Source organism: Candidatus Nanosynbacter lyticus, from assembly GCF_000803625.1.
Taxonomy (GTDB): Bacteria; Patescibacteriota; Saccharimonadia; order Saccharimonadales; family Saccharimonadaceae; genus Nanosynbacter; species Nanosynbacter lyticus.
The window spans coordinates 72,266-85,023 of the sequence record NZ_CP007496.1; the positions used below are offsets into that span (position 1 = coordinate 72,266).

Sequence of the window (12,758 nt, forward strand, 5' to 3'; positions counted from 1 at the left end):
GATTGACCAAATAATATCTATATTGTAAAAAAACTTTATGAATGAGCATTTTCCCGGAAGCTATGACTTAGCTCCTGACCAAGATACTCTTGTCTCTATAGTACAAGCAGCAGGTAAAGTTCTTAAAGAGAAGGGTATTGAAGGGCTAGAGAATGGTCGCTATCAAATAGACGATAGTAGTGCTGCTGCGAACATTTTTACATGTAAACTATCGCCAGAAATAGTACATCATATTTTTTCAATTCCACTAGAAACCATTCGCGTTTCTTCGGACGGTCATGCGGAGGGGTGCGAAATAATCTATTTACCAGAATCTATGTTGGAAGATGGCACACAATGTTCTGCTGAATTAGGTTTGTACGTTACTGAGGTGGTAAGTCGTTCAGGTGTCTTACCGCCGCTTTATATAGAACACAGCTGGATTATTAGAGGTTGGAAAGGGCAATGTCTTGAGGGAGAGTATAAGGTCGAATATTCCATAGATGGACGACGAGTAAGTCCGGGTAATCTTGATCTAGAAAGTTTGGATTTGAGAAACTCTGAAGATATCAGAAGATTAATCGCCGACATAAGAAACAACACTCAATCTCTTGGTGTTGACGATATAGACACTATCTATAGGCTAATTGACAAGATATCGCAGAGTGGGGTATAATACAGGCGAATATTAACCTAAGCTTACGTGAGACAGCGTAAGCATCCGTAAATGGATTCCAGAGGAGGAAGCATGAACGAATACGAACTAACCGTTCTTATTCATCCGGATTTAGAGTCTAATCTAGATTCAGCGTTGGATAAGGTACGTGGTTTAATCACCGATAACGGCGGTGAAATTACTAAAGAAGATAACTGGGGCAAGAAAAAATTGGCCTATACCATCAAGCGTGAAGACTTTGCAATTTACGTTTGTTTTGAGGTAAAACTGCCAGCGCCAGCTTTATTGAAGATTTCTAACACGCTTAACATTACCGACGAAGTATTGCGCTACCTATTGGTAAAAACTGATGAAAAAACTCGTCAGGCATTAAGCGAGCAAAAAGCACGCAACGAAGAAGCTGATTCAAGCGAATCAAATAAATAAGCCTAACTGCCGCAAGGTAAAAGAGGGGATAGAATATGGCACGAAGCATCAATCAAGTAATTTTACTGGGTAGATTGACACGCGATCCAGAGCAGCGAACAACGGCTTCTGGAAAGAACGTAGTTAGTTTTAGTATCGCGGTTGATCGACCAACCCAAGATGATCAGGCGGACTTTTTCAATATTACCGCTTGGGATAAACTTGGTGATTTGGTGATGCAATATTTGAGTAAGGGTCGTCGGGTTCTAGTCCAAGGGCGACTGCGGCAAGATAGTTGGGAAGATAAGGAAACTGGCAAAAGACAGAGTCGAATTGAAGTTACTGCTTCAGACGTAACATTTTTAGACGGTCCGAATAATGACAATTCTGGTTCTGCTGCGCCAAAAACTACTAAAAAAGAGGAAGTTGTGACGGAGATTGACGATAAGCCAATTGACCTGAGCGAAATTCCATTCTAATAAGGAGATAATAATGGCACAATTGAAGAAAAATCCACCGATTATTTTTGACTACAAAGACGTAAAGACTTTGCAGCGCTACATCAATGTTTATGGTCAAATCGAGCCGATTAGCAAGACTGGCTTAAGCGAAAAGCAGCAGAGAAGTTTGGCAGTGGCAATTAAGCGCGCTCGTCATTTGGCGCTATTGCCTTTTGTGGCTAGCAACTAGCAATATTTAAACAGCATATCTCGTTGCTACTACATATTTGGCGGCGAGATATTTTATTGGAAAGGAATATGTATGTATCAGCCAACTGATTTGAAAAAAGGCGTAGTTTGCCAAATTGACGGCAAGCCATATCGCGTCGTAGAATACGGTCAAAAAGTTATGGGTCGTGGTGGCTCAATCGTTAATGTGAAGCTGAAGAACTTGATTGACGGTAGTGTTATTCCGAAGACATTTAAAGGGCAGGAGCGAATCGAAGCTGCTGAGGTTAATAATAAGACTGCGCAATATCTGTATAACGATGGCGATAAATTCTACTTTATGGATCCTGTTAGTTTTGAGCAGTTTGAATTGGCGGCGGAGATTGTGGATGATGCTAGCAAATACTTGAAGGAAGGCGACGAGTTAAATCTGCAATTCTTTGACGGGCGAGTAATTAACGTTGAGCTACCAAAGAATAAATATTTGGAAGTTACTTATACTGAGGATGTAGTGAAGGGTGACACAACTTCGTCTGTCTTAAAAGACGCAACGCTAGAAACTGGTTTGGTAGTGAAGGTTCCGGCGTTTATTAAGCAGGGTGATATTATTAGTGTCGATACATCAACTGGCGAGTATCGCGAACGAAAGAAGTAGCGGTCCTTCAGATGAAACAGCGATTAGACAAGGTTCTGGTCGAGCGCGGGCTAGCGTCAACACGTTCTCAGGCGGATAATTTTATTCGCTTGGGTTACGTTTATTTGAATAAAAAAATTGCTCAAAAATCAGGGGCAATGGTATCTGATACTGATACGATAACGCTAAAAAAGATGGAGACTTATGTGTCGCGAGCGGGCTTAAAACTGGCTAGCGTAGCCAAATATTTTAAGCTTAATTTTCAAGATAAAACAGTATTAGATATTGGCTCAAGTACTGGTGGTTTTACCGACTATTCACTGCGTCATGGTGCTAGGAAAGTTTTTGCCGTTGACGTTGGTACTGACCAACTTCATCTAAGCTTGCGGACGAACCCAAAGATTATCCTTCACGAAAAAACTGATATTCGTGATTTTTGCACAGATGAAGTGATCGATGTGATTGTGGGGGATGTGTCATTTATATCGCTACGGGAGATTTTGCCACATGTAGCTAAAGAACTAATGAATAAAAATACCATACTTATTGCCATGGTAAAGCCGCAATTTGAAGCAGGGCGACATCAAACTAATAAAGGCATTATTAAAAACGATAAGGTGCGACGGCAGATCTTAACTGATTTTGAAAATTGGGCAAAAAAGTATTTTGTGATTTTAGATAAAAAGGATAGTGAAGTTGCTGGTAGTAAGGGAAATCTTGAGCGATTTTATAAATTGCAATTAGCTAAACATTAAACCTAAACTCAACAACATCATTTGGTTGCATAATGTAGGTTTTGCCTTCAGTGCGAATCTTACCAGCCTCGCGAGCTTTTACTTCTGATCCGGCAGTAATCAAATCATTAAAATCGACAATTTGCGCCGCAATGAAGCCTCGTTCAAAGTCTGAATGGATAACTCCAGCAGCTTGTGGCGCCGTCCAGCCCTTATGGATTGTCCAGGCGCGCACTTCTTTTTCACCGGCAGTCAAGTAGCTTTGTAACCCCAGTGTGTCGTAGGCGGCGTGAATTAGTTTGACTAGTCCAGTTTCTTGAACGCCATAACTTTCCAGAAGCTCTTTGGCGTCATCTTCTGATAAACCTTTTAATTCTTCTTCTAGCTTTGCACAGACAAAGACGGTTTTTGAGGGGTGGACTAGTTCTTTTAATTTTCCTTTTAGAGCGGAATTGTTCAATCCTTCTTCATCAACATTGAAAGCGTAAATAACTGGTTTGGCGGTGAGTAGATGCAGGTCAGCAATTGCTTCAAAGTCCACACCAGCCAGAGCAGAAATTGGTGTCCCTGACTGTAGATTGTCTGCCAGTGACTGTAAATAGGCTACTTTTTGGCGGGCTTCTGGACTAGCCTTAGCTTCTTTTTGTAGCTGCGGCAGGCGTTTCTCGATTGTTTGTAAGTCAGCTAGGATTAGCTCGGTATTGATAATGCCGATATCTTTTTTTGGGTCAATTGGCGCTTCGTCGTGTCGCAAAATCTTTGAATTTTCAAAAGCACGAACAACGTGAATAATGGCGTTGCACTCTCTGATATTGTGAAGAAACTTATTGCCTAGACCTTCGCCTTTGGAGGCGCCGGCAACTAGTCCGGCAATATCAACGAAAGTAACGGTAGCTGGGATGATTTTTTGGGTATGATAAAGCTCAGCCAGGGCTTGTAAGCGGCTGTCTGGCACGGGAACAATTCCTGTGTTCGGCTCGATAGTTGCAAACGGATAATTAGCAGCCAAAATATCATTGTTTGTTAAAGCATTAAAAAGTGTCGATTTGCCGACATTAGGTAGGCCAACGATTCCAATAGATAAACTCATAACTTTATTATATCATCTGCGCAATCTTTGATATAATTATAAGCATGAGAAGAAAATACTCATTGCCTAAGGTGGGCATGCTGGCAATAGTAGTAGCTTTAGTTGTTTCGGTAACGGCGTTTTTTGTCTACACATACGCAATTCCTAGTTCACCAGCTTGGACGATAACCGGTAAATCTTGGGTCACAAAACAATTTAACCCATCTGACACTAATAACTATGGATCTAACTGGACGGCGGCTCCAGGGCGATTAAAAAATGTAAAGCCGGGAGATACGGTTGACTGGTGGCACAGCCTTTTTGTGAGTGGTGGGACCACGAGTCAAGTTGTAACGGGTGTACAGCAGGACGTATTTGATATCACTTCAAATCAACCGATAGATAATGATTTTAGCCTGGGTAGCAGAGGTGCTTGGCATAACGAAGATCCGCAGCAACACGGTATTATTACCGACTGGAAGGGGTATGCTTGGAAGCGAATGAACAACCCGGCGGATTATCGAAACACTACAATGGAGACGCTTAACGGTAAAACTCGCCTGGAGGATCTTCATGGTGAACTTGGAAAAAATAAATTTATGCATACGCGGATTATCAGAAATGAAGACATGGGTAAGCGTATCTGCCAGAGAATCTACTGGAGTAAACAGAATTCTTCACCGACTGCAGGCTGGGGATATTCACCTTACGCTTGTGTCGAGGTGCCGTATAATTATGATATCGAGCCATCGGTTGGTATTAGTTCTGATTATATTGATACAAAAAACGTTACCAGTATTGAGGGTATAAATGCCGGACTGAATAATAAGGGAACAGAGAAGTCCCAGGGGTCTTCGTATGCGTTGGCTCGGTTTGTAGCTAGAGGCACAGAAGTCTCCAGTATGGCTGGCGTTAATGCTGTTTCGTTGCCAGGTGGAACTGTTCATGACTGGTCCTGCGCGGTTGTGCGATTGATTAAGGAAAAGCATAGAGAACTTAATATTGATAACGGAACATGTAAGGAAATTGTTGCTAATGGCGGTAAGAACCAGATTCCTACCGGCCAGACATCAATTGCCACAAACGCAACCGACAATTTGAGCGGGGTAAACCTAAATGCGAATGATAACTTATGCTATGTGGCAATGGTTAGTAATTATAATGGCTCGGCACCGTCTACAGATTTTAGATACGCGATTAAATGTATTAGGACCTCCAATAAGCCAAAAGTTCAGGTTTGGGGTGGTGATGTTAAAACTGACAAGGAGGTGATTACTAGTAAGACGTCCAACACCATACTTCAAGCAGATAGCCATAACATATTGGATAAGTCGGCTATACGGTCAATGGGTCTTTGGGCTACGGGCTTTGATGGCGATGGTAATATTCTTGGTGGTACAGTTAATTTTAGTCCTGGTGAATATAAGTATAAGGGAGGAGATGGGACTGATGCTCACTGGTCATTAATCTGTTCGCAGGATTCTTTTGGAGGTAATGGTAATCAGCGGGCTTATAGGTATAATAAGGTTTCGGGTAAATCTGAACCGACTGATTTACCAAATTGTCATAATGATGCAAGTAATTTGACTGATGAATATCAAGCTAGGACGGCGGTGACAGCACAGTGGCAGTTGCCCGGATCGGCAGATCAGATAAGTGATGGCTGGATTCCTTGTTCTGATATACCAAATAAAGATTTGGTTGGAGATACGCGTATTATTACATATTCTCCTTTTTGTCGCAGGGGTGTTTGGCGCTCTTCGTCTAAAGCGAAGTGGATTAGTATAAATAGTTTTGGTCGCCATACCCACTCAGACTCAAAGCCGGATCCAAGTGTTACATCTGGTTGTTTAAATGCTGTAGGACCCTCAATCTTAAACTGCGGAAACACATACGTATTTAGACTAAAAAATGTGAAATTGGACGACTTAAAGAACGCTAAAAAATTGCAATTTAAGTTCTCGGGTGCAGCAGACAACTTTGTTCGAGCAAAAATTAATGGTCACGAAATGGATGTTAAAGGAAATGAAAATGGCGCCAGACCAGAGGGGACACAGTACGCAGGATGGGGACTTCCGGGATTTCTTGAGAACTCAGCGTTTACGGCTGATATTAAACCAGGCACTGTTCTGTATAGCAATGGAAATTTTATTGATGTCTATGTAAAATCTAGCCCGTCGCACGTAGGTCTGTTGATTGAGGATATATCGGTGTCTTATACGATGGATCGGGTCTATCAGAATATGTATGGATCTTGGGCGGAATATGGAATTATTTCTGGCGGAAGGGCGGATTCAGCTTCGGGTGCCGGCCTGTCGTCGTCTTTTAATGGCCGCGACAACTTAACAATGCGAGATTATAATAAATTGACTTTTGCTAACACGCCGAAGTTTGGCAATTTTAGCGCAACTAGCTCTGTTCCAGATAACTTCACCCTGCCGTCTGTTGGTGGCGTAAAAGGTAGTGTCTCAGGTAATGTGAATATTAACAGTTTAGCTACGGGTGAATACACTGCCGGTAACATTAATTTAGTTGGCACTAAATTGGATGCAGGTAAGAGTATAGTTATAAAATCTACTGGTACGGTTAGGATTTCAGGAGATTTGCTGTATAGCGATTCGGGAAATGTTCGTTCATTGCCACAATTGGTAATTTATGCGAAGAATATTGTGATAGACCCTTCAGTTGGGGAGGTGAATGCTTGGCTAATTACTCCGAAAGATGGATATGTTAGCACTTGTGGCGCTGTATTTAATATGACCAATTGGTTAAGTAATGTGTCCGAAGCTTTATGTGGAAAGAAGCTAAGAATTAACGGTCCGATTAAGGCTGGCCACTTATTCTTACGCCGAACATATGGAGGAAGGCACGCCTCCTCGGCGAAGAATGACCCGAATATGCACCCAGGAACTCCAGCCGAAATTATTAACTTGCGGGCCGATGCTTATCTTTGGTCCTACAACAACTACCGCAATACCGGTGCAATTAGCACTATGAATGTTCGTGAATTGCCGCCAAGGTATTAAAAGTTTGCAAATTAAAACGCTAATGTATATAATTATTATTAGTTATGAAATTAGCAAAAGGGTTGGGCGACTTCTTCGGACTAGACATCGACACAAATGCTGTGCGAGTGGTTCAGTTGTCTCGTGCTGGCACGGGATGGAGTTTGTCTCATTATGGTTACACGCCAGTTGATTCTAAGATATCAAGTGGTGATTCTCCCGAGGCGCGGCGACGTCTAGGGGAGGCAATTATGACTGCCGTCGGTCAGGCTGGTATTAAGACGTCTAATGTGGCCGTTGGATTGCCGTCAAATAAAACGTTTTCGACTGTGATTGACGTGCCAAAAGTTTCTGAGCAGGAACTAAAGGCGATGATGAAATATCAGGTTGACCAGTATATACCGATGCCGTTAGACGAAGCAGAAGTTGACTGGGTAATGTTGGGTGATAGTCTTCATGCTCAGAATCAATATGAAATTTTGCTGACAAGTACAGCAAAAACTTACGCAGAAGAAAGGCTAGAGTTGGTTGAGGGGCTTGGCTTTAATGTGATAGCCGAGGAACCAAACGCTATTGCTATGGCTCGTTCTCTGCTGGTTTCTGATTCTCAGGATGCTCGCTTAATTATTAACGTGGGTGAAAATTCGACAGATTTAGCAGTGGTATATAATGGTGCGCCAAGGTTGATTCGTATGATTCCAACTGGACTCTCATCATTGGTCCGCGCAGCTGTTCAGAATTTAAACGTACAAGAAGATCAGGCTCGTCAGTTTATTCTTAAATTTGGTTTGGCTCCAGATAAATTAGACGGCCAAGTGTTAAGGGCAATTGATTCGACTTTGGATAGTTTTTCCTCAGAGCTGGTTAAATCTATTAAGTTTTTCCAGACTAGGTATCCTAATGTAGCGGTTTCTGGTATTTTACTGTCTGGTTTTGGCTCGGCTATTCCGCAGATGGATAGTTATGTAATGAATAAGGCTGGCATCCAGTCAATTACCGCCGACCCTTGGCAGCGAGTTCAGGTGTCTCAGACTGATCAGCAACAATTGGCGCCGATTGCCTCAGAATTTGCTATTGCTGTTGGTTTAGCACAGAGGAGTAACATGTCATGATTGAAATAAACCTTATTCCGAATGTTAAGCGAGAGTTGTTGAAAACTCGAGCAATGCGCAATCGCGTTATCTCTGTATCGTTTTTGATAGGTGGGGCTTCAATTGCAGCAGTGGTTGTTCTGGCGGTAATTTTAGGTGGACAAATTGCAGCCGAAGCGGTGCAGAATAGCGGCATTAAAGATCGAAATGATAAGCTTATGTCTGTGGAGGATCTTAATAAGGTTGTAACAATCCAAAATCAGCTTTCAAAGATTAACGAGCAGCATGCTGGTAAGAAAATTAATTCGAGGGTGTTTGATGTAGTTTCAGCTGTAAATCCAGTAGCGCCTAATAATGTTAGCTTTTCAAATATAAAGATTAGTCCAGAGTCTAAGACTATCACCTTAGAAGGTAGCGCTGTTAATGGTTATAGTGCTTTGGAGACCTTAAAGAAGACTATTCTAAGCACTAAAATCCGAACAACTGATGGAGATAAAACTTCTGAAGTGGAATTAACCAAAGATATAAAAGATGGCGATACTAGTTTTGGTGAAAACTCAGAAGGTAAAAAAGTTTTGCAGTTCTCGTTCTCATTTGAGTACACTGAACAATTATTAGCGCCAGCACCAAATGGTACGGTTTCAGTTATAACGCCAACAACTAAAATTGATATGACTGATTCACGCCAAGGTATTCCGGATAGTTTGTTTAAGAGTAATTCGGTAAAACAGGAGAAAAATAATGGCAGCCGATAATAAAGGGGTGGCAATTCGCAAGCGCCAGCAGATTGATTCTTCAAAAAAGACAATGTTTATTTTTGTGGCAAGCGCAGCTTTCTTGGCGGGAATTGCACTGGTTGTCAGTATATTTCTGATTCAGCAAATTGTTTTCCATTCAAAGATTATTATTGAGAAGCAGAGTACAATTTCTCGTTTAGATAAGAACTTAAAAACCATTGATGAATTAAAGAAAAACATTAGGGTTTTAGACACAAACACAGCGCTTAACTCTATAAAATCAAGTGACGAGAGTAATGCGTTGCAGACTATTCTTGACGCCCTTCCAGATAATCCTAATGCTGACGCCTTTGGTGCTTCTTTGAAGAATAAGTTTATCGATACGACAACTGGTGTGACAATTCAGAGTCTGTCGGTGTCGCAAGCTGGTTCTGGTGGCGAGGGTTCTGAGTCTGCTCCGGCTAACACGGTATCGTTTACGATGGAAGTTAGCGGACCAGCTGATAGACTAAAGGAGCTATTAACTAAATTAGAGTCATCAATTCGCGTGATTGATCTAAAGGCTTTAGAGATTCAGCGTAATGAAGATAAATTAAGCTTAGTAGTGCGGGGTGTTGCTTATTATCAGCCAGCGCAAACAGTACAATTAGAAAATAAGGTGGTAAAGCCATGAAGAAAACAGACATAGCTATGGTGATATTGATTGCAGGCGTGGGTGTAGCTATCGGCTATATTGTCGCCTCTAATATATCATTTTTAAAGGTTCCAAAATCTGGAGCAAAGGTCCAAACTATTAGAGAAATATCATCTGATGTTGAAAAACCAAACCCAGCAATTTTCAATAAGAATGCGATAAATCCAACTGTTGAGGTGTTTGTGGGTCAAAATGCGGCCAAATAGAGAAAGGACGTAGGATGGCTTTACTGACGGACGATATTCAGGACAAATTGATTGAGCTGCTGATAAACGAAGGACTTATTGAGAAGTCTGTTATTGATGACGCCTTAAAACGTGCTTCTGAGAATAATAAGCCACTGTTTAGCTTGCTGAGCGAAGAGGGGCTGCTTGATAATGAGCTTTTAGTCCATGGCGTGGCTCAGGTTTCGGGTGTGCCATATGTTAACTTGTCTAATAGTGTTATTAGTCAGGATATTTTATCTCTGTTGTCTTCTGATGTTGCTGAACGTTTTATGGCGGTGCCTCTAGCAGAAGTTCAAAACCGTCTAGCAGTGGCGATGATTGACGCCAATAATGTCCAGGCGGTTGACTATCTGTCGAATCGTATTCAGCGACCAATTAAAGTCTTTATGGCCTCAGAAGAGAGTGTACGTCACGTCCTTGATCAATATAAAACTGATTTATCATCTGTTAATGTGGCAGCTGAAGCGTCCCAAGAAGAATCTCTGTCGGAAGCTGGCAATATTAAAACTATTGTTCAGGATTCGCCCATTTCACGGGCATTATCGACTATTTTGGAATATGCTGTAAGAAGCCATGCTTCGGATGTTCATATTGAGCCATTAGAAAAAGCCTTGAAAATTCGTTGTCGGGTTGATGGTGTTTTGCGCGAGATTATGCAACTACCAAAAAGTATTGAGCCGGCTTTGGTGAGTCGTATTAAAATTCTTTCCAACCTAAAAATTGACGAACATCGTATGCCACAGGATGGTCAATTTGCGGTTAATGTTGCGGGTAAGGAAGTTGACTTGCGTATTGCTATTTCTCCGGTTGTTTGGGGTGAACAGGTGGTTGTTCGTTTGTTAGACAAGAGTGGGAGCTCTTTTAATCTGGAAGATATGGGTTATGCTGGGCGCGCTCTACGGACAATTCGCAAGGGAATTAAGCGTCCTAATGGTATGATTCTGACATCTGGTCCAACTGGCTCTGGTAAGTCCACCAGCTTATATGCGTTAATTAAAGAAATTAAGAATGATACTGTTAATATTGTGACGCTTGAGGATCCGGTTGAGTATAAGATGGACGGAGTGAACCAAATTCAGGTTAACGCGGAAGTTGGATTAACGTTTGCTTCTGGACTTCGCTCGATTTTGCGTCAAGATCCAGACATCGTGATGGTGGGTGAGATCCGCGACAACGAGACAGCCAATCTAGCGATTCAAGCAGCGTTAACGGGGCATCTGGTGTTCTCGACGCTGCACACTAATTCTGCCGCCGGCGTGTTGCCGCGATTGCTCGACATGGGGATTGAGCCGTTTCTTATTGCCAGTACAGTCAATACGATTATTGGGCAGCGTCTAGTTAGGCGAGTGGCACGTCGGCGTGATATATATCAATCGTCACCTCTGGAAACACAGGCAATTCGGGAGGCGGTTGGTGGATTATTGCCTCAGACAAAAGAGCAGGTTGCCCAGTTTGCACAAGATTTGGGCTATGAAAGTCTGCCGCTGGCAACGCAGACCTCATTTGCCTTAGCAAGGGGTAAGGATACGCCTCAAACTCCGCGCGGTTACTCTGGTCGAGCCGGTCTATATGAAGTGATGGATATTACTGAGGAAATTCAGAATTTAATCGTTAAGCGTGCTACGTCAGCTGAAATCCAGCGAATGGCGATTCAGCAAGGCATGATTACGATGCGCCAGGATGGATACCTGAAGGCGTTAAACGGAATAACGACAATAGAAGAAGTTAATAGAGTAGCGGCGGATACCGCGTAAAAAGGAGGAAATATGAATAATCAAGAATTGCGAATTGAAATTTTACTAGAAGAGGTTGTTAAAAAACGCGCTTCTGACCTTCATATTCAAGTTGGGCTTCCGCCGATGCTTAGGATTGATGGCGCATTGGTGCCGGCGTCGGGCACTCAGCCACTTGATGAGCCAGCGGTTGAGCGACTGGTATTTCAGATACTTGATGAAGATCAGCGACAGATCTTACTGAAAGATAAAGAATTCGACTTTTCGTTTGCGTTTGGTACACTGGGTCGATTCCGAGTAAACGCTTTTCATGAGCGCGGCAATTTGGCTGCGGCTCTGCGTCTGATCCCGAACGAGATTAAGTCGGCGTCTGAACTCGGTATGCCACCGGTTGTAAATTCATTTGCTGATTTTCCACGCGGTTTAGTGTTAGTGACTGGTCCAACCGGCTCTGGTAAGTCGACGACCTTGGCAGCATTGGTTGATAAAATCAACTCTGAGCGCTCACAGCATATCATTACAATTGAAGATCCGATTGAGTTTACGCATAAATCAAAGAAGTCGGTGGTGGTCCAGCGTGAAGTTCACTACGATACTTACTCATTTTCAGCAGCGTTACGATCCAGCTTACGTCAGGATCCAGATGTTGTGCTGATCGGTGAGATGCGTGACCTGGAGACTATTTCAGCAGCCATTACTATCGCTGAAACTGGACACTTGGTATTTGCAACTCTACACACCAACTCAGCAGCACAGTCAATTGACCGTATGATTGACGTGTTCCCGCCGCATCAGCAGCCACAAATTCGGGCTCAGCTATCAAACATTTTGATGGCTATCTGTTCGCAGCGTTTGGTGCCGGCTATCGGGGGTGGTCGTGTAGTTGCGGCAGAAGTTTTGATTGCCAATCCAGCAGTGCGTAATATTATTCGCGAAGGTAAATCACATCAGCTAGACGCGGTTATTCAGACCGGTGCCGATCAAGGAATGCAGACGATGGACCGAACGCTGGTCAACCTGGTGCAGAATGGTACGATTACGTACGATAATGCGCGTGAGTTTGCGGTTGACTTGACGGAATTTGAGAGGCTAATGAGGGGGTAGTA

The 12,758-nt window shown here is 42.7% G+C and carries 14 protein-coding genes; 13 read left to right on the forward strand and 1 reads right to left on the reverse strand.

Annotation, left to right across the window (positions count from 1 at the left end; all coding sequences use genetic code 11):
• The first annotated feature begins 37 nt into the window (after positions 1-37).
• The 6 genes from TM7x_RS00360 (at position 38) to TM7x_RS00385 (ending at position 3,117) form a co-directional block, all read left to right on the forward strand.
• On the forward strand, positions 38-655 hold the full coding sequence (locus TM7x_RS00360; RefSeq protein WP_039326788.1) for a hypothetical protein: 618 nt from the start codon (positions 38-40) through the stop codon (positions 653-655).
• Between the two features lie 72 nt (positions 656-727).
• Positions 728-1,081, forward strand: coding sequence for a 30S ribosomal protein S6 (rpsF, locus tag TM7x_RS00365; protein ID WP_052198769.1), 354 nt, complete (start codon positions 728-730; stop codon positions 1,079-1,081).
• Between the two features lie 35 nt (positions 1,082-1,116).
• Positions 1,117-1,539: a single-stranded DNA-binding protein gene (locus TM7x_RS00370; RefSeq protein WP_039326790.1), complete on the forward strand. Its 423-nt coding sequence runs from the start codon at positions 1,117-1,119 to the stop codon at positions 1,537-1,539.
• 13 nt (positions 1,540-1,552) lie between these two features.
• A complete protein-coding gene (gene rpsR, locus TM7x_RS00375; protein ID WP_039326792.1) occupies positions 1,553-1,750 on the forward strand; it encodes a 30S ribosomal protein S18 in 198 nt (65 codons plus the stop codon).
• A 72-nt stretch (positions 1,751-1,822) separates the two neighbouring features.
• Positions 1,823-2,383 carry an elongation factor P gene (efp, locus tag TM7x_RS00380; RefSeq protein WP_039326794.1) on the forward strand — a complete coding sequence of 187 codons (561 nt, stop codon included), beginning with the start codon at positions 1,823-1,825 and terminating at the stop codon, positions 2,381-2,383.
• A gap of 11 nt (positions 2,384-2,394) precedes the next feature.
• Complete coding sequence (locus TM7x_RS00385; RefSeq protein WP_039326796.1) at positions 2,395-3,117, forward strand: TlyA family RNA methyltransferase; 723 nt, start codon at positions 2,395-2,397, stop codon at positions 3,115-3,117.
• Here the strand turns inward: TM7x_RS00385 and ychF are convergent.
• A complete protein-coding gene (gene ychF / locus TM7x_RS00390; RefSeq protein WP_039326798.1) occupies positions 3,107-4,186 on the reverse strand; it encodes a redox-regulated ATPase YchF in 1,080 nt (359 codons plus the stop codon). The two genes, TM7x_RS00385 and ychF, sit on opposite strands and share 11 nt — an antisense overlap.
• Positions 4,187-4,230: 44 nt before the next feature.
• On the opposite strand from ychF, the gene TM7x_RS00395 reads away from it, so the two are divergent.
• The 7 genes from TM7x_RS00395 to TM7x_RS00425 are packed head-to-tail and all read left to right on the forward strand — an operon-like array spanning position 4,231 to position 12,756.
• Entirely contained in the window at positions 4,231-7,191 is a 2,961-nt protein-coding gene (locus tag TM7x_RS00395; RefSeq protein WP_039326800.1) for a hypothetical protein, read from the forward strand.
• 44 nt (positions 7,192-7,235) lie between these two features.
• A complete protein-coding gene (gene pilM, locus TM7x_RS00400) occupies positions 7,236-8,282 on the forward strand; it encodes a type IV pilus assembly protein PilM (RefSeq protein ID WP_039326802.1) in 1,047 nt (348 codons plus the stop codon).
• The gene (locus TM7x_RS00405) at positions 8,279-9,016 is read left to right on the forward strand and encodes a hypothetical protein (RefSeq protein WP_039326805.1); all 738 of its coding nucleotides are present in this window, start codon (positions 8,279-8,281) and stop codon (positions 9,014-9,016) included. Before pilM ends, TM7x_RS00405 begins: the two co-directional genes overlap by 4 nt.
• Complete coding sequence (locus tag TM7x_RS03755; protein ID WP_052198770.1) at positions 9,003-9,671, forward strand: hypothetical protein; 669 nt, start codon at positions 9,003-9,005, stop codon at positions 9,669-9,671. The genes TM7x_RS00405 and TM7x_RS03755 overlap by 14 nt, the downstream gene beginning before the upstream one ends.
• Positions 9,668-9,898 (forward strand): hypothetical protein, encoded by a 231-nt coding sequence (locus TM7x_RS00415; RefSeq protein ID WP_039326809.1) that lies wholly within the window; start codon positions 9,668-9,670, stop codon positions 9,896-9,898. Before TM7x_RS03755 ends, TM7x_RS00415 begins: the two co-directional genes overlap by 4 nt.
• Before the next feature lie 14 nt (positions 9,899-9,912).
• Positions 9,913-11,673 (forward strand): GspE/PulE family protein, encoded by a 1,761-nt coding sequence (locus TM7x_RS00420; RefSeq protein ID WP_039326811.1) that lies wholly within the window; start codon positions 9,913-9,915, stop codon positions 11,671-11,673.
• Positions 11,674-11,685: 12 nt separating this feature from the next.
• Positions 11,686-12,756, forward strand: coding sequence for a type IV pilus twitching motility protein PilT (locus TM7x_RS00425; protein WP_039326813.1), 1,071 nt, complete (start codon positions 11,686-11,688; stop codon positions 12,754-12,756).
• Positions 12,757-12,758: the final 2 nt, after the last annotated feature.

What these genes read in the sequence shown, in the direction of transcription:
- TM7x_RS00370 (WP_039326790.1), top strand. Translation starts at nt 1,117, where the DNA reads ATGGCACGAAGCATCAATCAAGTAATTTTACTGGGTAGATTGACACGC.
- efp (WP_039326794.1), top strand. Translation starts at nt 1,823, where the DNA reads ATGTATCAGCCAACTGATTTGAAAAAAGGCGTAGTTTGCCAAATTGAC.
- TM7x_RS00420 (WP_039326811.1), top strand. Translation starts at nt 9,913, where the DNA reads ATGGCTTTACTGACGGACGATATTCAGGACAAATTGATTGAGCTGCTG.
- pilM (WP_039326802.1), top strand. Translation starts at nt 7,236, where the DNA reads ATGAAATTAGCAAAAGGGTTGGGCGACTTCTTCGGACTAGACATCGAC.
- TM7x_RS00395 (WP_039326800.1), top strand. Translation starts at nt 4,231, where the DNA reads ATGAGAAGAAAATACTCATTGCCTAAGGTGGGCATGCTGGCAATAGTA.
- rpsR (WP_039326792.1), top strand. Translation starts at nt 1,553, where the DNA reads ATGGCACAATTGAAGAAAAATCCACCGATTATTTTTGACTACAAAGAC.
- TM7x_RS00385 (WP_039326796.1), top strand. Translation starts at nt 2,395, where the DNA reads ATGAAACAGCGATTAGACAAGGTTCTGGTCGAGCGCGGGCTAGCGTCA.
- ychF (WP_039326798.1), bottom strand. Translation starts at nt 4,186, where the DNA reads ATGAGTTTATCTATTGGAATCGTTGGCCTACCTAATGTCGGCAAATCG.
- rpsF (WP_052198769.1), top strand. Translation starts at nt 728, where the DNA reads ATGAACGAATACGAACTAACCGTTCTTATTCATCCGGATTTAGAGTCT.
- TM7x_RS00360 (WP_039326788.1), top strand. Translation starts at nt 38, where the DNA reads ATGAATGAGCATTTTCCCGGAAGCTATGACTTAGCTCCTGACCAAGAT.
- TM7x_RS00425 (WP_039326813.1), top strand. Translation starts at nt 11,686, where the DNA reads ATGAATAATCAAGAATTGCGAATTGAAATTTTACTAGAAGAGGTTGTT.
- TM7x_RS03755 (WP_052198770.1), top strand. Translation starts at nt 9,003, where the DNA reads ATGGCAGCCGATAATAAAGGGGTGGCAATTCGCAAGCGCCAGCAGATT.
- TM7x_RS00415 (WP_039326809.1), top strand. Translation starts at nt 9,668, where the DNA reads ATGAAGAAAACAGACATAGCTATGGTGATATTGATTGCAGGCGTGGGT.
- TM7x_RS00405 (WP_039326805.1), top strand. Translation starts at nt 8,279, where the DNA reads ATGATTGAAATAAACCTTATTCCGAATGTTAAGCGAGAGTTGTTGAAA.